We start from the raw sequence: 23190 nt of genomic DNA on the forward strand, positions 1-23190 counted from the left end.
AAGGTGTCTTTGGATGTAGCACAGACGTGACGGACGGTTTGCAAACGGGCACGCGCTTTGCACAGAAAAGGCACAACGTGGTGCACATCGAAAATTGGATTCCGGCGGTCTGGCAAGCGGCACACTATCGGAGCAACTTCATGTTTTCACGCGATTCTCTTAGTTACGATCCCATTCCCTTGCCGGATCGCTGCGACCTGAACGACGCCCAGATGCAGGAGGCTGCGCAGGCGTTCTGCGAAAAGATGCGCCAACGCCACACTGTACGGGACTTCATTAACCGGCCGGTTGCGCGTGAGGTGATCGAAACCTGCATTCGCACTGCTGGCACTGCGCCGTCAGGTGCCAATCACCAGCCCTGGCATTTTTCCGCCATTGCAGATTCGGCACTTAAGCAACGGATACGGGCGGAGGCCGAGGAGGAGGAGCAACGGTTCTATTCCGGCGGTGCCGGGGATGAATGGATCAAAGCGCTGGAACCGATCGGCACCAATGCGATCAAGGAACATCTGACAGTGGCACCCTGGCTGATTGTGGTCTTTGCCCAGCGCTGGGGGCAGTTCGACGACGGGACGCGTTACAAGAACTATTACGTGCCGGAAAGCGTGAATATCGCCACGGGTTTTCTGTTGGCCGCCCTACATCACGCCGGGCTTTGCACCCTAACCCACACACCCAACCCGATGCGTTTCCTGAATGACGCGCTGGACCGCCCGGCGTCTGAAAAACCGACGATGATCATCGCGGTCGGGCATCCGTCTGAAACTGCGACGGTCCCTTCCGTGGCCAAGTTGAAAAAACCGTTGGATGAGATTTCGTCCTTTTTCTGATCGCTGGATCGCTAGAATGCGCCCTTCCGGGCAGTGATAGAAATTCCATCAAACCTGACATGCAGTAAAATTACTGCATATCGATTGATGATGACGGATGATCAACTCGACCTCACTTTCAAAGCGCTTGCCGACAGCACCCGCCGTCGCATCATCGACCGTCTGAGCCGGCAACCTGCTCAGTCATTGTTCGAAGTCTGCGCCGCCTCTGTTGCCGAGGATGGCGTTGCCTTGTCTCGTCAGACGGTGTCCCAGCACCTCGCCGTTCTGGAAAAAGCCGGTCTGATCGAAACGACATGGAAGGGACGCACCAAAGCCCATTCGTTGAGCATCAGCGAGGATCATATCGTCGCTGCAACCTGGCTTATGATATAAAAAAAAACGGAACAAAAACATGAAAATCTATGTGACCACCGTCTTTGTGGACGATCAGGACAAAGCTGAAAAATTCTACACGGGCGTTCTCGGCTTTCAGATTAAGAACAACATCCCCTTAGGCGAAAATCGTTGGCTGACGGTCGTATCCAGCGAGGACCCGGATGGAACTGAGCTGTTGCTAGAGCCAAGCGATCATCCTGCGGTGAAACCCTACAAAGAAGCGCTGGTTTCCGATGGCGTTCCGACCCACTCTTTTCAGGTGAAAAACCTTGATGCCGAGCGGAAAAGACTGGGCGAGCATGGTGTCGAATTTGTTCAGGAACCGATGGATGCAGGCCCCGTGCGCATGGCCGTGTTCGATGACACGTGCGGCAATCTTATTCAGCTGATCGAGATGACAGACGCCGCTCCGACCTGATCGCGCGCAGTCAGAATGGTCTTTGAAACGACCCTTGGTGACCGATTGCACAGGTAAAAATACGATCAGCGCGTTCACCAAAACGGTTGCAGTTCACCCTATTGATGATCTGCAACCGTATAAGCACTTGGCCGGGATTGGCCAAAACAAAGATCAAGTCCCGCTTACAGCTGGGCCATAACCTCGTCAGTCGCTTCGAAATTGGTTGTGACGCGCTGAACGTCGTCGTCATCTTCCAGCGCATCCACCAGTTTCATCAGCTTTTGCATATCCTCCAGACCCAACTCGGTCGTGGTGGTAGGCTTCCAGACCAGTTTGGTAGATTCGGTTTCGCCCAGCGCGGCCTCCAGCGCGTTTGAAACCTCGTTCAGATCCGTGTCTGCGCACCAGATGATATGCCCTTCGTCCGAGCTTTCGACATCTTCGGCACCGGCCTCGATGGCTGCTTCAAATACCGTATCCGCGTCGCCGACCGAACCGGGGTAGACCACTTCGCCCTTGCGTTCGAACATGAACCCGACCGAGCCGGTCTCGCCTAGATTGCCACCATTCTTGGAAAAGGTCGAACGTACGGTCGAAGCCGTGCGGTTGCGGTTGTCGGTCATCGTCTCGACGATGACGGCAACACCGTTCGGGCCATAGCCTTCGTACCGGATTTCTTCGTAATCGTCGCCTTCGCCCGCTACTGATTTCTTGATTGCGCGGTCGATCACGTCCTTGGGGACCGAGTTCGACTTGGCCTCTTTCACCGCCAGACGCAGGCGTGGGTTCTTGTCGGGATCAGGGTCGCCCATTTTCGCGGCAACAGTGATTTCTTTCGACAGTTTGGAAAATAGCTTGGACCGCGCGGCGTCCTGACGTCCCTTGCGGTGCTGGATGTTGGCCCATTTGGAATGGCCTGCCATGGTGCGTCCTCGTGATAGTGATTGCGTATTCGGCGCTCATATAGACGTTTGCGGGGCTTGGGATCAAGAGAGCGGCTTGTTCAACGACACCTTGCGGGTATGGTGGCCCCATGACGACAGACCAGATTATTCTTTTTGCCCTTTTCGCCACTGTCTTCGGAATGCTGTTATGGGGGCGTTTCCGCTATGATCTTGTGGCGTTTTCCGCGCTATTGATCGGGGTTGTGTTGGGGGTCGTTCCTGTGGATGACGCCTTTGCCGGCTTTGGCCACCCTGCAACAATCATTGTCGCACTGGTGCTGGTCGTGTCCGCCGGGCTGGTGCGCTCCGGCGCAGTATTTCTTATCACGCGTACTCTGGTAGATGCCTCGCGGGGTCTGGGCGCGCACATCGCGCTGATGGGCGGGATCGGAGCAGTTCTGTCTGCCTTCATGAACAATGTGGCAGCATTGGCGCTGTTAATGCCCGTCGACATCCAGACCGCGCGCAAGGCCGGGCGGTCGGTGGGCCTGACGCTTATGCCGCTGAGCTTTGCCACCATTCTGGGCGGCATGGCGACGCTGATCGGCACACCGCCCAACATCATCATCGCCTCGATCCGGGCGGAAACCCTGGGCGAGCCGTTCCGCATGTTCGACTTTGCGCCTGTGGGTGGGCTTGCGGCACTTGCCGGGCTAGCTTTTGTGTCATTGATCGGGTGGCGGCTGATTCCCAATCGGGGACCGCAGGAAGAAAGCTCTGAAGTGTTGGCCGAATACATTGCCGAACTGACCATTCCCCCGGAATCGGCGCACATCGGCAAACGGGTCAGCGAGTTGTATGAGGACGCGGAAAAATCCGACGTCGCCATCATCGGCCTGATCCGTGACGGCAGGCGGCGATACGGTCGATCCGCCCATGCCACGTTGCACGAGGGCGACGCACTGGTGCTTGAGGCCCGCCCTGAGGCGCTGGATGAATTTCGCGCAGCGCTAAACCTCGATTTTTCGGATACACGTCGGCAGGAACTCCTGACCGCCGAGGGTGACGGGCTAGAGGTGATTGAAGTTGTCGCCACCGAAAGCTCTCGCATCACCAGACGTACCGCACAAGGCCTGGGTCTGGCATGGCGGCAGAGTACGGTTCTGATGGGTATTTCCCGGCAGGGCCGCCGCATCACCGAACAGGTCCGCAAAACCGAGGTTGAACCCGGAGATATCCTACTGCTGCTCTGTCCCCGTGATCGCAGCGCGGATGTGACGGAATGGCTGGGCTGCCTGCCGCTTGCAACACGCGGCCTGAACGTCACCGCGAATGACAAAGCATGGCTGGCCATCGGCCTGTTTGCCGCTGCGGTGCTGGCGGCGAGTGTCGGGTTGATCTACCTGCCGATTGCGCTGGGGCTGGTCGTGGTGGCCTATGTGCTGACCAAGATCATGCCAATTGCCGACATCTACAATCATATTGAATGGCCCGTTGTGGTCCTTCTGGGGTCGATGATCCCATTGGGCAGCGCATTGGAAACATCCGGCGGTACCGAACTGATTGCCAACGCATTGGTGCAACTGACGGACGGATTGCCCGCCTGGGCTATTCTAACTGTACTGATGATTGTCACGATGACCCTGTCGGACGTGTTGAACAACACCGCCACCGCCATCGTAGCGGCCCCGGTTGGCATTCAGATGGCGCGCACGCTTGAGGTCTCGCCCGATCCGTTCCTGATGACGGTTGCTGTGGCGGCCTCGGCGGCGTTCCTCACGCCTATCGGGCATAAGAACAACACGCTGGTTCTTGGCCCCGGAGGCTATCGCTTTGGCGACTATTGGCGCATGGGGTTGCCGCTGGAAATCCTTATCGTTGCCGTTTCCATTCCCGCCATCCTTGTGTTCTGGCCCCTTTGACGGGTAAGGGCAATTCATGAAACGATTTCTGATCCTGCAACTGCGCCCGGAAACCGAAGCCTCGGACGCCGAATATGCCTCGATACTGGATAAGACTGGTCTGTCCACTGACCAAACACACCGCATCCGTCTGGACTGCGAGGCCCTGCCCGAAGGGTTGGATGTCACCGATTTCGCAGGCGTGATCGTCGGCGGCGGCCCGGGATGCGTCAGTGACGATCCGGCAACCAAATCCAAGGTGGACACGCGTGTCGAGGCGGCGATCATGGGCCTGATGCCGCAGATTACCGCGCAGGATCACCCCTTTATGGGCTGCTGCTACGGCTTGGGGATACTTGCGGCCCACCTGGGAGGCGACGTCAGCAAAGAAAACTACGGCGAACCTGTTGGCCCCTCGACCTGCCGCCTGACCGAAGACGGCGCGCAAGACCCAATTACTGCCGGGCTTAACGAAACATTCGATGCCTTCGTCGGCCACAAAGAAGCCGTTCAGTCCCTACCCGAGGGGTGTGTTCACCTGCTGGCATCGGATCCCTGCCCGTTTCAGATGATCCGCTGGGGCCAAAACGTCTATGCCACGCAGTTCCACCCCGAGGCTGACGCGAAAGACTTTGAGCAGCGCATCAATATCTACAAAGATCACGGTTACTTCCCGCCCGAAGACGCGCAGCGACTGATCGATATATGCCATTCAGCCGAGGTCACTCAGCCCGGCGAAATCCTGCGCCGCTTCGCTCAGCGTTATATTTGACCCAACGGCGAGGTTGCCTGCGACGGGAACCCTCGCATAGGCTGATCCGAACGCTTTTGGGAGGAGCTGTTCTTGGATTTGCTAATCAATGTCGGATTGCCGCTTTCGCTGGCCATTATCATGCTGTCTCTGGGTGTCGGGCTGCACGTCGCCGATTTCAAACGGGTGTTCAGCAGAGGATACCCGTTCGCCATTGGCGCTCTGAGTCAGGTCGTATTGCTGCCCATCGCGGCTTTCATCACAGTCAAACTGTTCGCCCTACCGCCCGAAATCGCGGTGGGTTTCATGCTGCTCAGTTTTTGCCCCGGTGGTGTCACCAGCAACATCCTGTCGAAACTGGCTAAAGCCGATGTCGCTCTGTCGGTTAGCCTGACCGCAGTTATCAGCCTTTTGTCCATGATTACGGTTCCTGTTCTGGCGGCCTGGTCTATCGGGCATTTCATGGGTGAAAACGCACCCGAAGTGTCGATCACCGGGTTGGCCATCGCCATGTTCCTGATCACCACCCTGCCTGTGGCCATTGGCGTCAGCCTGCGCCACTTTGCGACAGCCTTTGCTGACCGGATCGACGCACCGCTTTCTAAGATTGCGACGGCCCTGTTTGTCCTGATCGTCCTCGCCGCGTTGGCCGGGAACTGGCAGTTGTTCATCGACAACCTCGGGATCATGGGCGCAGGGTTAGTCACCCTGAACATTGCGCTGTTGGCAATCGGTTTAGGCATCGCCCGGGCAGCGAAATTGTCGTGGAATGAGAGTAAGACGATCTCAATCGAAACTGGCATCCAGAACTCAACTCTCGGCATCACTTTGGCGGCACTAATCACTGGAACGGACAGCGGGTTCAGCCCGCTGGCTCTACCCTCGGCCGTATACGGGATCATGATGTACGTAGTGGCCCTGCCCTATATCGCCTGGCTCCGCAGCCGCTGAAAGGACAAGCCATGACCGATAACACAGCTGATGCCATCGTCGTGGGGGCTGGACTGGCCGGACTGACCGCCGCAGCCGAATTGGGCGATCGCGGCAAGAAGGTGATCGTTCTGGATCAGGAGCCCGGTCATTTTCTTGGCGGGCAAGCATTCTGGAGCCTCGGCGGGTTGTTCATGGTCGATACGCCGGAACAGCGCCGGATGGGCATCCGGGACAGTCACGAACTGGCGCTGCGCGACTGGATGGGCAGCGCACAATTCGACCGCGACGAAGACACATGGCCGCGCAAATGGGCCGAGGCCTATGTTGAGTTTGCCGCCGGAGAGATGCGACCCTGGCTGCACGAAATGGGGCTGCGCTGGTTCCCCATCGTCGGCTGGGCCGAGCGCGGAGGGTCTTATGCGGATGGACATGGCAACTCTGTCCCCCGATTTCACATCACCTGGGGGACCGGTCCCGGAGTGCTCAAGAATTTCATCCGTCGCGTGCGCGAGCATGTCAGCGCCGGATTGATCGAGTTGAAATTTCGCCATCAGGTCAGCCACATCATCATGCAAAATGGTTGCGCCAAAGGTGTCTCGGGCGAAGTTCTGGCCGATGATACCGCTCCGCACGGCGCCAAAACTAACCGCGATGAAGTCGGTGAGTTCGAGGTCTACGCGCCTTCGGTCATCGTTACGTCGGGCGGGATTGGCGGCAATTTCGAGATGGTGCGCAAGAACTGGCCGCGCGACCGGCTGGGCGAGCCACCGCAGGACATGGTGGCAGGCGTCCCGTTTCACGTAGATGGCCGCATGATTCCGATTAGCGAAAAGGCGGGTGGCCACGTGATCAACGGCGACCGGATGTGGCATTACACCGAAGGCGTGCGCAACTGGAATCCAATCTGGCCGTCACATGGGATTCGCATTCTGCCCGGCCCCAGCTCGATGTGGTTTGACGCGCGCGGTAACCGGTTGAAACCGCCCTGTATGCCGGGGTTCGATACGCTGGGTACACTGCGGGAAATTCTGAAGACTGGCTATGAATACAGCTGGTTCGTGCTGACCCAGAAAGTCATCAAAAAGGAATTTGCGCTTTCGGGGTCCGAGCAAAATCCTGACATGACCGATGGCGGTTGGCGCGAAGTTCTGTTTCAGCGCGTGCTCACAGGTTCCAAGGCCACCGCTCCGGTCGAGGCGTTCAAGGAACATGGCGAAGATTTCATCGTCGCCAATACGTTGACCGAGTTGGTAAGCGGCATGAACCAGATGGGTGGCGGCCTGATCGACGAAACCCATCTGCGTGCCCAGATCGAGGCACGGGATTCTCAGGTCGACAACCCGTTCACCAAAGACGCGCAGATGGCGGCCATTCTGGCGGCGCGCAACTATCGCGGGGACAAGCTGATACGCACCGCCAAACCGCACAAGTTTCTCGATCCGGCCAATGGCCCGCTGATCGCCGTCAAGCTTCATGTGCTGACGCGCAAGACGCTCGGCGGGCTGCAAACCAATCTGGATAGCCAGATGATTGGCGCGGACGGCGCAGTTGTCCCCGGCCTGTTTGCTGCCGGCGAAGTCGCCGGTTTCGGTGGCGGTGGCTATCACGGTTACAACGCGCTGGAAGGTTCGTTCCTGGGCGGTTGCATCTTTTCGGGCCGCAACGCCGGGCGGTCAAGGGCCGTCGCGTGACGGCCCACCCTTATTGGGTGCGCACGAACTTGATGACCGGCTCTCCCGCCGCATCCAGAAAAGCGAGCGCATCGCCTTCCATCGCGTAGGTGGTGACCTTCTGCAGAGCATCAAAGAACTGCCGCTCGCCCTCTTCCAACGCCGGTGGGCAAGCCATTAGGGTGGCGGCCATATTGTCGGGGAATGAAATATTCGCACCGGCAATCTCGGCCTGGCCGTTGAACCGGTTGCACCCCCCGCTGCCCGAAAACGCACCACCCTGACCAAAAGACATCTCGGGGCGGCGCTCAGTTTCTATCGGCGCACCGTTCAGAACGGCGGCAGTCCATTTCGCGTTTTCCAGTATGGCACCCGCTTGCACTTGCACCAGCATCAGATCGGCAGACGTTCCCGCCCCGTCGGTCAAAACCGGATATGCCGTATCCGTGGTGAAGAGCATTGTTTGCCCCTGATCTATCGTCGCCCGCACTACATAACGGTGACCGTCCTTGATCAGCGCGTCATCAAAGGTCAGTTCGAACTGCGCGGGCACACCGCCCATCGCATAGCGTTTTGAGGCAAGGGGCACCGCCGGTGCATCGGCCAGTGAGACGTCCTGAAGCTCGACAAATAGGGTTGCATCAGGCGGTACGGCAATCCGTTCACGATAGGTGGCCGTACCTTCGATTGTTCCCGCTGCTACAGCGCTGCTCAGCGCCACTGACAGGGTGGCCGCCGCCAATGCGGCATGTCCGGTCTTGAGCATGGATATGCTCCTTCCTGCAAAGTCATTTTCTAAAAACATCGTGTGACGTTCTGAAATTACAAGGACTTCGCGGAATGACCAGCGGTTCTGCGCCGATCTTACAATGGCCAGATAAATGGAATCAGCAACGAGGCCAACAGGCCAACGGTCAGGTTCAACGGCACACCCACTTTCAGGAAGTCTACAAACCGATAACCGCCCGGCCCGTAAACCATCATGTTGGTCTGATAGCCAATAGGCGTCGCGAACGACGCCGAAGCCGCTACCATCACCGCCACCACCAGCGGACGCGGATCAATCCCCACCGCTTGCGCTAGCCCAATCGCGATCGGCGTAACCACCACGGCCACCGCATTGTTCGACACAAGCTCGGTCAGCACCGAGGTCAGTAGGTAAACGGCCCAAATGATCAGGAACGGAGGCAAAGAACTGAGCCCTGGCGCAACCGCCTCGACAATCAGCGACACCGCCCCGGACTTGTCCAGTGCGGCACCGATAGCCAGCATCGAAAAGATAAGCGCCAACAGGCGGCCCTCGACAAAGGAGAACGCCTCATCGGCGTCGATGCAGCGGGTCAGCAGCACAACGGCAACCGCCAGAATGGACAGCAGCAGAATGGGTGCGACGCCCAGCGCTGCCAGTGCGACGATTCCGACCAGCGACCCGATTGCAATCGGCGCATGACCGCGCCGAAACGCCCGCGCGGACGGCTGGGTAACGTCTACCATATCCATGTCAGAAGCCAGTTTCTGAATATCTGCCGGGGCCCCCTCCAACAGCAAGGTATCCCCGACCCGAACCACCAGAGCGTCCAGCTGGCGTCCTATATTCTGGTTTCGGCGGTGCACAGCCAGTGTGTAAACACCATAGCGACGACGCAAACGTAGCGCACCAAGTGTTCGCCCAACCATGCGGCAGCCTGGAGTAATCAGCACTTCGACGGTCTTGGTTTCAACCGCGGAAACCTGATCGACGCGTTTGAGTTCCTTGTTGCTTTGCAAGCTCAGCAGTTCCGTCATTTCGGTCCGCAGAACCACGCGGTCACCCACCTTTAGCTCAACTCCTTTCAGGTTGCGCCGCAGTGATTCATCACCACGGATAAGGTCAATCAGGCGCACGCCGGGACGTTTGAACAGCTGAACCCCGGTGACTTCGCGCCCAATCAGGTTGCTATCGGGTGGAATGACGGCCTCGGTGAAGAACTTCATCTTGGACCGGTCCGAAAGCAACGAGGCTATACTGTCCCGTTCCGGCAACAGACGCGGCGCGATGAAACGCAGGTAGAACATTCCATATATCACTAGCGCAATGCCCAGCGGCGTGACCTCAAGGATCGAGAACGCCTTCATCCCCTGCGCCCGGGCCACACCGTCCACCAGCAGGTTGGTCGAAGTTCCGATCAACGTCAGCGTCCCACCCAATATCGCTGCATAGCTGAGCGGGATAAGCAGTTTCGAGGCCGGTACATTCAACGTGCGCGCAATTTGAACAAATACCGGGATCATCACAACGACAACCGGCGTATTCGACACCACCGCCGAGGCGATCACGACAAAGGCCATCAGCAGCCCGACAGCGAAACGCGGGTTCACCTGCGCCTGTTTCTGCGCGATTGAGGTGAAGGCGTCCAGCGCGCCGGTCCGCACCAAGGCACCCATGATGATAAACATTGCCGCGATCGTCCAGGGGGCCGGGTTGGACAACACCGCCAGAGCGCTTTGATAGGGCAGAATGCCCGTCATCAGCATCACGGCAACGCCGCCTATGGCGACGACTTCAGTTGGGTAAACTTCACGCAGAAACATGATGAACATGCCCGCGACGACCAAGAGCGCCAGTATTGCGCTACCCATTTCTGTCAGTTGAAGGAATTGCATTCTTGGTATTCTGTCCGAACCCTGGCTTGGCTTGCGCGCCCGTCGGGCATTTTCACGCATTGCGCGCGGCAGAGCAAGCCTGACGTGCTTCTATTGTGGCCCGGCCTGTTGCAAACGACCACCCACGCGCACCATCTGCACGGATTTTGCCTGCCCGTTGCGGTCATCGGTTTCGACAAATACACCGCTCAGCGTTGCCTCGCCATTGGCAGGAGTGAACCGCGCCTTGGGCATACCGGTAATAAACCTGCGCATCGGTTCGACCTTGTCCATCCCAATGACCGAGTCGTAATCCCCGCACATCCCTGCGTCGGTCAAATAGGCAGTCCCGCCCGGCAGTATCTGCGCATCTGCCGTCGGAACATGTGTATGTGTCCCGACAACGAGGCTGGCGCGTTTGTCGCAATAATGACCCATGGCCATCTTCTCGGACGTCGCTTCGCAATGCATATCCACGATGATTGCCTGCGCCTGACCACCCCGCGGATGAGATTTCAGGATCGGTTCCACGGCCGAAAACGGATCGTCAAACGGCCGTTTCATGAAAACCTGCCCCAACACCTGCACCACCAGCACCTTGCGCCCACCCGGAGCGGTATAAAGGCGATGCCCCCGACCCGGCGCGCCTTTGGCAAAGTTAACAGGTCGAACAATGCGTGGTTCATTCTCGATGAATTGCAGCATGTCCTTCTGGTCAAACGCGTGATCGCCCAACGTCAGGCAGTCTGCACCCGCATCCAGCAACAGCTTGGCATGGTCCCCGGTCAGGCCCATCCCGTTCGAGGCGTTTTCGCCATTGACCACAACAAAATCCAGCCGCCATTCGTCACGCAAACGCGGCAAGTGTTGCTGAATGGCCGTGCGTCCCGCGCGGCCCATGACGTCACCCAGAAATAGTATCCTCATCCGAACTGTCCTAAGTCTGGTATTCGCCAAGCACAAGTGATTAAGCTGCCTGCATAATCTGTCCAAGTTCATTACACAGGAGATTCATGATGTCTCGCATCCTACTGGTCGCCATTGGTTTGACCGCCCTTTCGGCTTGTGACGAAGCCACGACCAGCGACAACACCACTCAACTGGCCAACCCGGCAGCGACGTTCTGTATTGAAAAGGGCGGGCAATACGAGATTCAGGACGGCGATAACGGTCAGACCGGGATTTGCACTCTGCCTGATGGGTCCAAACAGGACGCCTGGGAATTTTTCCGCGCTGAAAACATGGCAGGCTAGCCCTTAAAGGTCAGAACCCGGCTTTCAGTTATCACCATATCCAACGGCTGATCAGTGGGCTCCAGCGGCAGTCCTTCGGCCTCCTGCGCGTCAAAAGCAAAGCCGATCGCCAGAGTCGGACGCTTGGCGCGCAGGCCTTCCAGCGTGCGGTCGTAGAACCCACCGCCATATCCCAGCCTACCACCCTGTACGTCGAAAGCCACCAGCGGCACGATCAGGATCTCGGGGTCGAAATAGTCATCGACCTCGGGCACCCTGGCGCCAAAGGGGCCGTCTTTCAGCACGCCTTCGGGCGTCCAACGGGAAAACTTCAACGCCTGCCCTGCCGCCTGAATCACCGGAACTCCGACCGGGCCATAAGCCGATGCCTCGGCCATCGCGGCCAGCGGATCAATCTCGGTGCGGATCGGCATATAACCGGACAGGGGCACGCCCCGATGTCCGGCCAAGACTTCGGACAAGCGCCCCGCTGCACCAGGCAGGCGCGTGTCAAACGCAGCCTTGCGGCGCGCAAAAGCCGCCTTGCGCGCCGCAGCTTTGATTTCAGTCAGATCGGTCACAATAGCACAACGCTGGCAAGGCCCAAGAAAAGGAAGAACCCCATGACGTCCGTTGTGGTCGTCACAAAGGTGCCGGAGGCAAGCGCCGGGTCAGCGCCCAGACGGTCCAGCACCACAGGTATTACCGTACCAACGAAGCCCGCGATGATCATATTCACGACCAAGGCAGTTCCGATCACGACACCCAGTAACGGAGAATCGAACCAAAGCATTCCAACGGTTCCCAAAACGATGGCAAAACACAGGCCGTTCAGCATTCCCACCAGCAATTCCCGCCGGATCACTCGCAACACGTTCGAGCCGGTCAGGTCACGCGTGGCCAATGCCCGCACGGCAACAGTCAACGACTGCGTTCCGGCGTTCCCCCCCATCGACGCCACGATCGGCATCAGAATGGCCAGCGCCACGAGCTGATCAATTGATGCCTCGAACTGAGAAATCACCAGCGAGGCACAAATAGCCGTGCAAAGATTTACCGCCAGCCACGGCAGACGCCGCTTGCTGGTTGCCGCAACGCTGTCGGACAACGAGCTTTCGTTGCTGACACCGGCCAGGTGCAGCATGTCCTCTTCGTACTCCTCATCCAGAACGACCATCGCGTCGTCAATGGTAATGACACCGACCAGACGCCCGTCATCGTCAACCACGGGGGCTGAGATCAGGTGGTACTGGTTGAAGGCATAGGCTACGTCTTCTTCGTCCTGATCCACCGGGATGGTGTGGAATTCTTCTTCGGCGATCTGATGTAGCGGCACCTCGCGCCGAGCGGCCATCAGCTTGCCCAGCATGACCTGGGCCAACGGTTTCAGCCGCGGATCGACCAGGACGACGTGATAGAACTGTTCGGGCAGGTCGTCATTGGCGCGCATAAAGTCAATGGCCTGACCCACCGTCCAGTGTTCGGGCGCCATGACAACTTCGCGCTGCATAAGGCGGCCGGCAGAGTTCTCGGGGTAGGACAGCGCCTGCTCAGCCGCGATCCGTTCGGAATCCTCAAGCACGTCAAGGATGGCTTCCTGCTGCGGCTCTTCAAGGTCTTCCAGCAGATCGACAACATCATCGCTTTCCATCTCGCGCACGGCGTCGGCCAGAACGTCCGGGCGGAGAACACCGATAACCTCTTCGCGAACGGCCTCATCCAGTTCCGACAGGATATCCCCGTCAAACTCCTTGTCAAAAAGCCGGATCAGGCGCGCGCGTTCATAAGGGTCGATCTGTTCCAGAAGGTCGGCGATGTCGGCGGCGTGCAGCGGCTCCATCAGCTCGATCAGCTTTTCGCGATCATCCACATCGACCGCGTACAATATGGCCGCGACAGTCTTGCGGTCCAGTGCATAGACGTCTTCGTCACTTGTAGACTCGGTCACGGGTTCATCAAAGCCTGTTGTCATGTCTGCCCCCGCATCGCGTTCTCATTGACCCTTAATTAGAAGAAGCAGCTACCGGAAAACAATGACAATGCGCCGATTTACCGACAAGTTTCGCCCGCCTATGCTGTTTCACAGTCCCACACAGGCGGAGATGAATGGAAATGGCGCAAAAAACGCTGCTGAAAGGTCGTGTTCTGAGTTTCACGGGTTCGCCTTTTGAGGGTGAACCGACTGACGCTGTTAGGATCAGCGAAGCCGTCCTGATCGAAGATGGCCGCATATCCGCCGTCGCGGATGCGGAAAGCCTGCGCACTGCCCACCCCGATGCCTTGGTCGTAGATCATGGGCAGCACGTGATCATGGCAGGTTTCGTGGATGCGCATGTCCATTACCCGCAGACCGCGATGATCGCCAGCTGGGGGAAACGCCTGATCGACTGGCTGAACTCCTATACGTTCCCCGAAGAGGTAAAGTTCGGGGACATGGCATATGCCACCGAGATTGCCAACCGATACCTCGACCTGACTACGGCCCACGGCACGACGACAATGTGCAGCTTCTGCACCATTCATCCCGAAAGCGTCGATGCCTTCTTCACCGTTGCGCAACAGCGCAATCAGCGCGTCGTTGCGGGAAAAACATGCATGGATCGCAACGCCCCAGAATGGCTGCAGGATACGGCGCAGACGGCCTATGACCAATCCGCAGCCCTGCTGGACAAATGGCATCGGGTCGACCGGTTGTCCTACGCCATCACTCCACGCTTTTCACCCACCTCAACGCCCGAGCAGCTTGAGGCGATGGGTGCGCTATGGGCGGAACACCCGCATTGCCTGATGCAAACCCACCTCAGCGAGCAAACCGACGAAATAGCATGGGTGCGCGAGCTGTTCCCCGAGGCTCGGGATTATTTGGACACCTATGAGAAGTTTGGCCTTTTGGGCTCCCACGGCCTTTACGGGCACGCCATCCATCTGGAAGCGCGCGAACGCGACCGGCTGCGCGAGGTTGATGCAGCGCTGATCCATTGCCCGACATCGAACACGTTTATCGGCTCGGGTCTGTTCGACACGGCTGGTCTGATGGCCGACGGGCACCGCATCGGACTGGCAACAGATACCGGCGGCGGGTCGAGCTTTTCCATGCTGCGCACGATGGCAGCAGCTTATGAAATCGGACAACTGCGTGGGGTTCCCCTGCACGCAACGCAGCTATTGTGGCTCAGCACCGTCGGTTCAGCACGCACTTTGCGGATGGACGACTGCATCGGAAACATCGCGCCGGGCATGGAGGCCGACCTGATCGTACTCAACCTCGCCTCGACCCCGGCCATCGCCCAGCGCGAAGCCTGTGCGGAAGACCTGTGGGAGGCCATTTTCCCCACCATCATGATGGGCGACGACCGGGCGATCACCGAAGTCTGGATCGCCGGTCAGCGCGTCACCTCCTAAGCTTGCAAAGAGCGGGCCAGCTGATTTTGCCGTTCGATCACGCGGGGCATGTTCAATGTGGTGACATGTCCATCCCGCACGATCTGACGGCCCTCAACAAACAGGTGTTTGACCCGAGTTGGCCCTGCCAGCAACAGGGCCGCCGAATCCCAGCTGCCAGCGCTTTCGATGCAACTGGTGTCCCAAACGGCAATGTCGGCCCGTTTTTCAGGCTCCAGACGCCCACAATCCGGGCGGTTCAAAACGTCAGCCCCGCCCCGCGTTGCGATCTCTAGTGCTTCTCGCGATGACATGGCGTCCGCCCCGTTGGCGACCCGTTGCAGCAACATGGACTGACGCGCCTCGGCGATCAGATTTCCACTGTCGTTGCTGGCGGACCCATCCACACCCAGCCCGACCGGTACGCCTTGATCCCGCATGGCGCGAACCGGCGCAATACCTGACCCCAGACGGCAATTGGAACAGGGACAATGTGCGACACCGGTTTGGGTTCTGGCAAACAGGTCGATTTCGGCCCCGTCCAGCTTCACGCAATGGGCATGCCAGACGTCCGATCCGGTCCAGCCCAACTCTTCGGCATATTGCCCCGGGCGGCACCCGAATTGCGCCTGCGAATAAGCGATATCCTCATCGTTCTCTGCCAGATGGGTGTGCAGCATCACACCCTTGTCTCGCGCCAGAATTGCCGCGTCACGCATCAAGTCCCGACTGACCGAGAAGGGAGAGCATGGCGCAAGCCCGACCCTGCACATCGCACCGTCGGACGGATCATGAAAAGCGTCGACCACACGGATCATGTCGTCGAGGATCTCGCGCTCGGCCTCAACCAATGCGTCCGGCGGTAGCCCCCCCGCGCTTTCCCCGATGCTCATGGCCCCGCGCGTGGGATGAAACCGCAGGCCAATTTCAGCCGCCGCCGCAATTGTATCATCCAAACGCGCACCATTTGGGTACAGGTACAGATGGTCAGAACTGAGCGTACACCCGGAAAGCGCCAGCTCTGCCAGACCGATCTGTGCTGAAACAAACATCTCTTCAGGTCCAAAACGCGACCAGATCGGGTAGAGCGTTTTCAGCCAGCCAAAAAGCAGCGCGTCCTGCCCGCCGGGAACGGCTCGGGTGAGCGACTGGTAGAGATGGTGGTGGGTGTTCACCAAGCCGGGCGTCACGACACATCCGGCGGCGTCATGCACTTCTCCGGTTGTTTGCAAACCGTGGCCTAATTGAGCGATCTGCCCGCCTCGGATCAGAATATCCGCACCGGATAATTCGCGGCGCGTGTCGTCCATCGTCAGGATGGTGTCTGCGTTTTTGATAAGGAATTCGGTCATTGTACCCCTCCTGCATCAACCCGTTTCATGCAAGAAGAGCGTAGGCTGGCGGAAAACGGGCACAAGAACCAGCCGAGTTAATCCTACCCGACCGGTTAAAGCGCGGCAACTGGTTTCAATGGTTGCGCAATATTTGCAGGGCCGCCGCGTGCAGCTCGGCGTTCGCCGCTGCCAGCACCCGGCCCCCATCATGGGCCGGTTCACCCTGCCAGTCGGTCACGACACCGCCGGCGGCTTGAATGACCGCGATTGGCGCCTGAATGTCATAGGCGTTTAGGCCGGCTTCGATCACCAAATCAATTTGCCCCGCTGCCAGTAGAGCATAGGCATAACAATCCATGCCATAGCGGGTTAGCCGCACATGACTTGCCACAGATTCAAAGCCGGCCCGCTCCTCGGGCGTACCAACCTCGGGGAACGTCGTGAAGAGAATCGCCTGATCCAGACTGGTAATCGTGCGCGTCCGCAACTGCTGCGTCCCGGTCGGACCAGTTGCCTGCGCGATATCTGCCGATCCCACGAAGCGTTCGCCGATATAGGGTTGATCTATGACGCCCATGATCGGGCCATCCTGTGTGCTCAGCGCAATCAACACACCCCATGTGGGGGTCCCGCTGATGAATCCACGGGTGCCGTCGATCGGATCCAGGACCCATGTCCGGCCCGAACTGCCCGGCACCTGACCGAACTCCTCGCCAAAGATTCCGTCGTCGGGTCGATGACGGGCCAAAACCTCTCGCATGGCTTTTTCGGCATTCCGATCAGCAACCGTCACCGGATCGAATCCTTCGGCCAGTTTGTTGACCGTCTCAAGATTGGATTGTCTGAAAAACGGCAAAATGGCCGCCCGCGCCGCGTCGGCCATTTTTTCAGCTACATTCAGGTCGCTAATGTTGGTCTCATGCATGCGCTACCCGTGCGGGCCGCGCAAGCCAAAGTCAACCCTGTTCGCTTATGCGACGTCGCTTAGAACCCGTGCCAGTTCGAACAAACGGCGGCGTTGGTTTTCCGGGATTGCATAGTAGGAACGAACCAAATCCAGAGCTTCCTTGTCCCCCATCAAGTCAGCAGGCACCGATTTCTTGCCGGTGTTTTCCTTTTCAGTCTCTTCCAGACCTTCAAAGAAAAAGCTGACAGGTACTTCCAATGCCTCGGCGATGTCCCACAGACGGGATGCGCTGATCCGGTTGGCACCTGTTTCATACTTCTGAATTTGTTGAAACTTAATACCAACTTGCTGCGCCAACTGCTGTTGGGTCATGCCAATCAGCCAGCGGCGATGCCGGACGCGCTTGCCCACATGGACATCGACGTGATGGGTCATTGGTATTCTCCTCTACTACACACACAACCATTCCAGGTGCGCGACATGCAAACACTACCGCAACGCTAGCGAGCCGCCCTTAACCACTCCCTAATCAGGAACATGCCCCCCAAAATCGCACCGCGATCAATATTGCGCTTTTTGAATTTTTTTTCAAGATGGTTGAGTCCGCATCACTTAACGATGGTTTAAGGTTGTGCCCTGGTTACCGCGCACACGTTGTTGCCCCGATGGCAACAAGCGCGCGGGGCCACAACGTCTTTTTCGCACTAACAGTTAAATGATTGACAATTACATAGCTGCACGAACCTATGCCAAAAAATCACAGGAGCGATTATGCTGGCGTATAGAATACCAACTGCAGGTACAGCCGCCCGGCTTTGCGATATAGACGTGCCGCAACCTGGGGCAGGACAGGTGCGCGTGGCCATCAAAGCGTGCGGTTTGAATTTCGCCGATCTGCTGATGCAAAAAGGAACGTACCAGGATACCCCTCCTGCCCCCTTTACCCAAGGCATGGAGATCGCAGGTATCGTCGATGAAACCGGACCTGACGTGTCGCACCTGAAACCCGGCGACCGGATCGCCGTTTATTCAGGACAGGGGGGCTTGGCCGAATATGGTGCCTTTGACGCCGACCGTGCTATTCCATTGCCCGATTCCGTTAGTTTTGAAAATGCCGCGGCCCTTCAGATTGCCTATGGCACCAGCCACATTGCCCTGGACCATCGTGCCCGGCTGCAACCCGGTGAAACCCTGTTAGTCACAGGTGCCGCTGGTGGCGTTGGATTGACGGCAGTCGAGATCGGTAAACTGATGGGGGCGACCGTGATCGCTCAGGCACGGGATGCCGACAAGCTTGCCGTCGCTCAAGCCGCAGGTGCGGATCATTTGATTGATGCCTCAGAGGACCTGCGCGCCCGCGTCAAGGAATTGGGGGGCGCGGACGTGGTATATGATGCGGTCGGTGGCGATGTGTTCAAAGCCGCGTTCCGGGCAACAAACCCCGAAGGGCGTCTGCTGCCAATTGGATTTGCAGGTGGAGATGTTCCGCAAATCCCGGCCAACCACCTTCTGGTCAAGAACCTGACGGTGATAGGCTTTTACATTGGTGGCTACCTGACCTTCAGGCCCCAAATCGTGCAAGACAGTTTCGAAACCCTTTTCCGCTGGCATGCCGAGGGACGGATTAAACCTCACATCAGCCACATACTGCCCCTGTCGGACGTTGAGAAAGGCCTGCAATTGCTACGAGACCGCACAGCAACCGGCAAGGTGGTAATTACCCCCTAACCCACTACGGCCTTGAGGGGTGCACTGCCCAGCATACGGAAATTTTGTCGGACCAAGTTTGCCAGCGCTTCGACCACGGGCCCTCGACCGGCTTCACCTCCATACAGGTTGATCATATGCGCAGGCAGGTCCGGCAATACGCCGCCATCATCAATCTGAACCAAATGCGCAGCCTCGGTACCGTCCAGCATGGCGTGAACAGCAAGGTCTGCGGCGACAGTGGCCTCGATTGTGCGGTCATTTTCTGTCTCAACTGACAGCTCCCAAGGTATGCCCGCCTCATCCAGCGCCGCGATGACCTGCGGGCGGAACATGCAACGTCGGCCAAGCGCAATGGGGATCGGGCGTTTGCGCCACGCCGACCCGCCCGGCGCGCCGATCCAGCGCAGCGGCAAGTCTGCGATGGTTTCGGCACCATCGCCTGCATTCGCCTCGGTCGTCAAGATCAGATCACATTCACCGCGTTTGAACATGTCCTTGAGTTGCAGCGTATAAGATGACACCAGCTGGACCCGCACACGCGGGAAATCGGCGTTGAAACGCTGAAGCACCCTTGGGATCGCCGGGTATACAATGTCATGCGGCACGCCCAGGACGACCTCACCCTCAAAGGCCTGATCGGTAAGCTTCGAGATCACCTCGTCATTCAGCGCGATCATGCGGCGGGCATAGGCAAGCAGTTGCTCACCCGATGCAGTCAGCGCAATGGTACGGCCGCTACGGTCGAGCAATTCAAGACCCAACAGTTCTTCGAGCCGTTTCAGCTGCATTGAAACGGCTGATTGCGTCAGGTGCAGAAACCCGGCAGCGCGGGTCACTCCGCCCTGATCCGCCACCGCCACAAACGAGCGCAATGTCGTAATGTCCAAATTTCGCATGTTCACGAATCCTTATGCATCACTTCATAAATATTCATTTTCAAAATGTGTCATATCGCGCCATATAAATCAAGGAACTTGATGGAAAGCCCGAAACCCATCGAGGATCACTGAAAGGACAACAACCATGACCCAAATTGCGATCCACAGCACCTGCAAGTCCCGCCGCCGTTTTGGCCTGACTTTCCTATGGGATGCGATCTCGCTTAGACGTCAGCGCCACAGCCTTAGTCGATTGGATGATCGCGCATTGAAGGACATTGGAATCACGCGCGAACAGGCCGAGGCCGAAGCTTCACGCTCTGTCTGGGATGCTCCGGAATTCTGGCAAAAATGAATCTGAACTGCATCTTTGCTCGCTGAATGGCGACCCGCACCCGCAGGTCGCCATTTTTGTTGCGAGTTTTAGCCGTAATCCGGCGCTAAACCCTTGAAACACGACCCGCAGTTGCCGATATTTGCGGGGAACGGGGTTCAAAATCTGGACCGCGACAAGAATGATGTGAAGGGAGACCCTTTAATGGCACAATTTGACACGATCCGGACGGCGGCCGGCGCGCGCGCTGCCCAGATTGACGAGGGCCTGCGCGCCCATATGAACAAAGTCTACGGCACAATGTCCGTGGGCATGCTGATCACGGCGCTCGCCGCGTGGGCGATTGCCGGTCTTGCTGTAACCTCTGATCCGACCAACGCGGTGGCTCAGATTGGCGCGGATCGCTATCTGACCAGTCTGGGTGGTGCATTGTTCATGTCGCCGCTTAAATGGGTTGTGATCTTCTCGCCGCTGGCCTTCCTGATCTTCGGTTGGGGCGCGCTCATGCGGCGCGGATCGGCTGCGGCTGTGCAACTGGGTTTCTTCGTCTTCGCTGCTGTAATGGGCGTGTCGATGAGCTCGGTCTTCATGATCTACACCCCCTACTCGATCGCACAGACGTTCATCGTAACCGCTATCGCCTTTGCTGGTCTCAGCCTTTATGGCTACACCACCAAGCGTGATCTGAGCGGAATGGGCACGTTCCTGATCATGGGTGTGATCGGCTTGCTGGTTGCTATGGTCATCAACATCTTCCTGCAGTCGCCTGCAATGATGTTTGCGATCTCGGCAATTGGTGTCCTGATCTTTGCTGGTCTGACCGCATTCTACACACAGGATATCAAGAACACCTACGTCGCGCACGCGACTCACGGCGATCAGGAATGGCTGGACAAAGCCGCCATCGACGGCGCGCTGAGCCTGTACATCTCGTTCCTGAACATGTTCCAGTTCCTGCTGATGTTCATGGGACAGCAAGAATAACGCTGGCTTAGCATACTAAATCACAAGGGCGGATCTGAACGGATCCGCCCTTTTTATTTCGCAACATCCAAGCCAATCAGTGAAGCCTGATCCTGACGATAGCATCCACATAGACCCGGACACAAAAAAGCCCCGTACATTTGACGGGGCTTTTTTGGAAGTTGAAAACAGCGTCAGCTACAATTCAACGGTACTGCAAACCCAGAACTGCGCGAGGATGAGCCCTTGCGGTACACTTCACCCGCTGGCACGCAGCCGGTGAATTGTTCGGCATTGCGTCCGAATGCGGCACCGATTTCGTTACTGACACGCGTACTGTTGTTCGCCGTGCGCAGAACGCCAAACTTGCTGCCATTCACACTAACCATGCTGAGGAACAGCGGGGTATCAGAGCCTTCCAGAACAATCGCGCTGGTATCGGTGCGCCCGCCGTTGTCGATTGCGACACGGGCAACCTTCTGTGCTTCGACTTCATCGGTCACGACCTGAGTTGTCGGCAACAAGGCCAATTCAGCCGGAATATTTACCGCAGGCGGAAGGAAAGCCGCGGCACCCTCAACATCAGAGATTGTGCGTGGCTCACCGTCGATCCCAGTGAAGCCGACACCCTCACGGTTGTAGGGGTCTTCGCAAGCCGCAAGTGCCAGTACGGTTATTGTGGATAACAAGATTTTTTTCATGACGGCCAACATTTTGGATGGATTTGTTGAAGCGTAGGGGGAAGCCGTCGAAAAAAGCAACCCGTCGCGCAACCGATTGCCTGACCCTCTGATGCGTCGGTGCAACGGACTGGTCCGCCCGCAGCTGGGATTGCAACACAACAAAAAGGGCTCAGCCGAAGCTGAGCCCTTGAAAACTTTCCAAGTAGAACGGCAGATTACTTAATCTTGCCTTCCTTGTACTCGACATGCTTCCGAACGACCGGATCGTATTTACGAATGGTCATTTTCTCGGTCATGGTGCGTGCGTTTTTCTTGGTCACGTAGAAGTGGCCCGTGCCCGCGGTCGAGTTCAGACGGATCTTGATTGTCGTCGGCTTCGCCATGGTTATCTCCTGCGTCCGAAAAGGCAGGGGCCTTTCGGTTGAATTCCTATGAGCGTGCGCTTTTACGCTCTGCACCGCCCATGTCAAGGGCAATTGCGCCCATCCAACGGGTGAAGTCAGGAAGATTCAGCTGCGCAGGGTTGGTGCGCCCATATACGTATGAATCTGCGTGCGTTCGGCCTCAGACAAACCCAAAGCAGTCGCCAATTGCAGCAGGTAAGATGCCTCTTTCTCGTTATCCAGACGAATCGCCGCCAGTGAGGTGGCGTATACCTGTGTCTTGAACGGGGCGCCGGAATCGGCAGCGAGGCCAATAACATCAATCGGCGCATTTAGTTGTTCCTGAACGAATGCCCGCTCTTCATCAGAGATATCGTCGCCAAGCTCTCCCAGGATCGTTTCTTTTTCATGTGCATCCAATTCACCGTCGGCCTTGGCTGCCTGTATCATTGCGCGCAACATCAGCTTGGCCTGCTCCTCCATGGCGGCGCCACCCGGAGTTCCCCCGAACACCGTCTCCATCATGTCGACCGTTTGCTGGCTGCCGGTTTTTGCGGCGCTCTGCATGGCGTTCATCAGACCACCCAGCCCGGCCGCACCGGCGACGTCTGCCAATCCCAGTTTACCGACCATATCCTGAATCCCGGCGGCCCCGCCCGGCATCCCGAATTGCTCGGCCATCTTGCCAAGCTGGTCCATGCCAAAGCCGCCTTCGGCCCCCTGCATCATATCCTGTAGGCCAGCCATTCCGCCCATTTGCTTGTATTTTTCCAAACCCTTTGCAGCGGCAAATCCAACGGCCACCGAGGCCAGCGCTTTCATAAAACTCATATCAAACCTCCCGGCTTTAAAAATATGTGTCCGCAACCTATCAGATTTACCAGAGCCAAGCAGCTAGTTTACGGCCAAGACGGCCACGCCCTTGTCCAATAGCTAGACGGCCTGCAATTAAGTATGGGTTTTAAAACAAATGCGACGCTTCAATTTGTACATATAGCAATTTCGTGATACTTTCG

25 protein-coding genes are annotated in these 23190 nt (G+C 57.8%); 12 read left to right on the forward strand and 13 right to left on the reverse strand.

Annotation, left to right across the window (positions count from 1 at the left end):
• Positions 1–140: 140 nt before the first annotated feature.
• The 3 genes from ACR0IY_RS06735 (at position 141) to ACR0IY_RS06745 (ending at position 1626) form a co-directional block, all read left to right on the forward strand.
• A complete protein-coding gene (locus ACR0IY_RS06735) occupies positions 141–830 on the forward strand; it encodes a nitroreductase family protein (RefSeq protein WP_480671546.1) in 690 nt (229 codons plus the stop codon).
• A gap of 87 nt (positions 831–917) precedes the next feature.
• Positions 918–1205: an ArsR/SmtB family transcription factor gene (locus tag ACR0IY_RS06740; RefSeq protein WP_480671548.1), complete on the forward strand. Its 288-nt coding sequence runs from the start codon at positions 918–920 to the stop codon at positions 1203–1205.
• A gap of 19 nt (positions 1206–1224) precedes the next feature.
• Positions 1225–1626 carry a VOC family protein gene (locus tag ACR0IY_RS06745; protein WP_480671549.1) on the forward strand — a complete coding sequence of 134 codons (402 nt, stop codon included), beginning with the start codon at positions 1225–1227 and terminating at the stop codon, positions 1624–1626.
• 164 nt (positions 1627–1790) lie between these two features.
• On the opposite strand, the gene ACR0IY_RS06750 is transcribed toward ACR0IY_RS06745, so the two are convergent.
• Positions 1791–2531: a YebC/PmpR family DNA-binding transcriptional regulator gene (locus ACR0IY_RS06750; protein ID WP_480671551.1), complete on the reverse strand. Its 741-nt coding sequence runs from the start codon at positions 2529–2531 to the stop codon at positions 1791–1793.
• A 110-nt stretch (positions 2532–2641) separates the two neighbouring features.
• On the opposite strand from ACR0IY_RS06750, the gene ACR0IY_RS06755 reads away from it, so the two are divergent.
• The 4 genes from ACR0IY_RS06755 (at position 2642) to ACR0IY_RS06770 (ending at position 7768) form a co-directional block, all read left to right on the forward strand.
• Complete coding sequence (locus tag ACR0IY_RS06755) at positions 2642–4414, forward strand: SLC13 family permease (protein ID WP_480671553.1); 1773 nt, start codon at positions 2642–2644, stop codon at positions 4412–4414.
• A gap of 16 nt (positions 4415–4430) precedes the next feature.
• Positions 4431–5165, forward strand: coding sequence for a glutamine amidotransferase (locus tag ACR0IY_RS06760; RefSeq protein WP_480671555.1), 735 nt, complete (start codon positions 4431–4433; stop codon positions 5163–5165).
• A gap of 72 nt (positions 5166–5237) precedes the next feature.
• Entirely contained in the window at positions 5238–6095 is an 858-nt protein-coding gene (locus ACR0IY_RS06765; RefSeq protein WP_480671557.1) for a bile acid:sodium symporter family protein, read from the forward strand.
• Between the two features lie 11 nt (positions 6096–6106).
• Entirely contained in the window at positions 6107–7768 is a 1662-nt protein-coding gene (locus ACR0IY_RS06770; protein ID WP_480671559.1) for an FAD-binding dehydrogenase, read from the forward strand.
• A 10-nt stretch (positions 7769–7778) separates the two neighbouring features.
• On the opposite strand, the gene ACR0IY_RS06775 is transcribed toward ACR0IY_RS06770, so the two are convergent.
• From ACR0IY_RS06775 to ACR0IY_RS06785, 3 genes are all read right to left on the reverse strand, one after another.
• A complete protein-coding gene (locus tag ACR0IY_RS06775; RefSeq protein ID WP_480671561.1) occupies positions 7779–8513 on the reverse strand; it encodes a YbaY family lipoprotein in 735 nt (244 codons plus the stop codon).
• A 98-nt stretch (positions 8514–8611) separates the two neighbouring features.
• Positions 8612–10390, reverse strand: a complete 1779-nt coding sequence (locus ACR0IY_RS06780; RefSeq protein ID WP_480671563.1) for an SLC13 family permease — start codon at positions 10388–10390, stop codon at positions 8612–8614.
• Positions 10391–10480: 90 nt separating this feature from the next.
• On the reverse strand, positions 10481–11296 hold the full coding sequence (locus ACR0IY_RS06785; protein WP_480671565.1) for a TIGR00282 family metallophosphoesterase: 816 nt from the start codon (positions 11294–11296) through the stop codon (positions 10481–10483).
• A gap of 89 nt (positions 11297–11385) precedes the next feature.
• Between ACR0IY_RS06785 and ACR0IY_RS06790 the strand changes: the two genes are divergently transcribed.
• Positions 11386–11622: a putative hemolysin gene (locus ACR0IY_RS06790; protein ID WP_480671567.1), complete on the forward strand. Its 237-nt coding sequence runs from the start codon at positions 11386–11388 to the stop codon at positions 11620–11622.
• On the opposite strand, the gene ACR0IY_RS06795 is transcribed toward ACR0IY_RS06790, so the two are convergent.
• Positions 11619–12182 (reverse strand): 5-formyltetrahydrofolate cyclo-ligase, encoded by a 564-nt coding sequence (locus tag ACR0IY_RS06795; RefSeq protein WP_480671569.1) that lies wholly within the window; start codon positions 12180–12182, stop codon positions 11619–11621. The two genes, ACR0IY_RS06790 and ACR0IY_RS06795, sit on opposite strands and share 4 nt — an antisense overlap.
• Positions 12179–13573, reverse strand: a complete 1395-nt coding sequence (gene mgtE, locus ACR0IY_RS06800; protein ID WP_480671571.1) for a magnesium transporter — start codon at positions 13571–13573, stop codon at positions 12179–12181. The genes ACR0IY_RS06795 and mgtE overlap by 4 nt, the downstream gene beginning before the upstream one ends.
• A 140-nt stretch (positions 13574–13713) precedes the next feature.
• On the opposite strand from mgtE, the gene guaD reads away from it, so the two are divergent.
• Complete coding sequence (gene guaD, locus ACR0IY_RS06805; protein WP_480672088.1) at positions 13714–15003, forward strand: guanine deaminase; 1290 nt, start codon at positions 13714–13716, stop codon at positions 15001–15003.
• Here the strand turns inward: guaD and ACR0IY_RS06810 are convergent.
• The 3 genes from ACR0IY_RS06810 to ACR0IY_RS06820 all read right to left on the reverse strand — a co-directional run bounded on the left by ACR0IY_RS06810 (position 15000) and on the right by ACR0IY_RS06820 (position 17658).
• Positions 15000–16334 (reverse strand): 8-oxoguanine deaminase, encoded by a 1335-nt coding sequence (locus tag ACR0IY_RS06810; protein WP_480671573.1) that lies wholly within the window; start codon positions 16332–16334, stop codon positions 15000–15002. The two genes, guaD and ACR0IY_RS06810, sit on opposite strands and share 4 nt — an antisense overlap.
• Before the next feature lie 115 nt (positions 16335–16449).
• A complete protein-coding gene (gene hisN / locus ACR0IY_RS06815) occupies positions 16450–17241 on the reverse strand; it encodes a histidinol-phosphatase (protein WP_480671575.1) in 792 nt (263 codons plus the stop codon).
• Between the two features lie 45 nt (positions 17242–17286).
• Positions 17287–17658, reverse strand: coding sequence for a helix-turn-helix domain-containing protein (locus ACR0IY_RS06820; protein ID WP_480671577.1), 372 nt, complete (start codon positions 17656–17658; stop codon positions 17287–17289).
• A gap of 336 nt (positions 17659–17994) precedes the next feature.
• Between ACR0IY_RS06820 and ACR0IY_RS06825 the strand changes: the two genes are divergently transcribed.
• Positions 17995–18951 carry an NADPH:quinone oxidoreductase family protein gene (locus ACR0IY_RS06825; RefSeq protein WP_480671579.1) on the forward strand — a complete coding sequence of 319 codons (957 nt, stop codon included), beginning with the start codon at positions 17995–17997 and terminating at the stop codon, positions 18949–18951.
• On the opposite strand, the gene ACR0IY_RS06830 is transcribed toward ACR0IY_RS06825, so the two are convergent.
• A complete protein-coding gene (locus ACR0IY_RS06830; RefSeq protein WP_480671581.1) occupies positions 18948–19829 on the reverse strand; it encodes a LysR family transcriptional regulator in 882 nt (293 codons plus the stop codon). The genes ACR0IY_RS06825 and ACR0IY_RS06830 overlap by 4 nt on opposite strands.
• Positions 19830–19956: 127 nt before the next feature.
• Here ACR0IY_RS06830 and ACR0IY_RS06835 point away from each other — a divergent pair, with 127 nt between their 5' ends.
• Complete coding sequence (locus ACR0IY_RS06835) at positions 19957–20166, forward strand: DUF1127 domain-containing protein (RefSeq protein ID WP_480671583.1); 210 nt, start codon at positions 19957–19959, stop codon at positions 20164–20166.
• Between the two features lie 183 nt (positions 20167–20349).
• The gene (locus ACR0IY_RS06840; RefSeq protein ID WP_480671585.1) at positions 20350–21129 is read left to right on the forward strand and encodes a Bax inhibitor-1/YccA family protein; all 780 of its coding nucleotides are present in this window, start codon (positions 20350–20352) and stop codon (positions 21127–21129) included.
• A gap of 173 nt (positions 21130–21302) precedes the next feature.
• Here ACR0IY_RS06840 and ACR0IY_RS06845 read toward each other — a convergent pair whose 3' ends face one another.
• From ACR0IY_RS06845 to ACR0IY_RS06855, 3 genes are all read right to left on the reverse strand, one after another.
• Positions 21303–21809, reverse strand: a complete 507-nt coding sequence (locus ACR0IY_RS06845; RefSeq protein WP_480671587.1) for a hypothetical protein — start codon at positions 21807–21809, stop codon at positions 21303–21305.
• Positions 21810–22006: 197 nt separating this feature from the next.
• Positions 22007–22174, reverse strand: coding sequence for a 50S ribosomal protein L33 (rpmG, locus tag ACR0IY_RS06850; protein WP_037309480.1), 168 nt, complete (start codon positions 22172–22174; stop codon positions 22007–22009).
• Positions 22175–22300: 126 nt separating this feature from the next.
• Positions 22301–23005 carry a DUF533 domain-containing protein gene (locus tag ACR0IY_RS06855; RefSeq protein ID WP_480671589.1) on the reverse strand — a complete coding sequence of 235 codons (705 nt, stop codon included), beginning with the start codon at positions 23003–23005 and terminating at the stop codon, positions 22301–22303.
• Between the last annotated feature and the right edge of the window lie 185 nt (positions 23006–23190).

It is taken from the genome of Ruegeria sp. BC1, assembly GCF_056539305.1.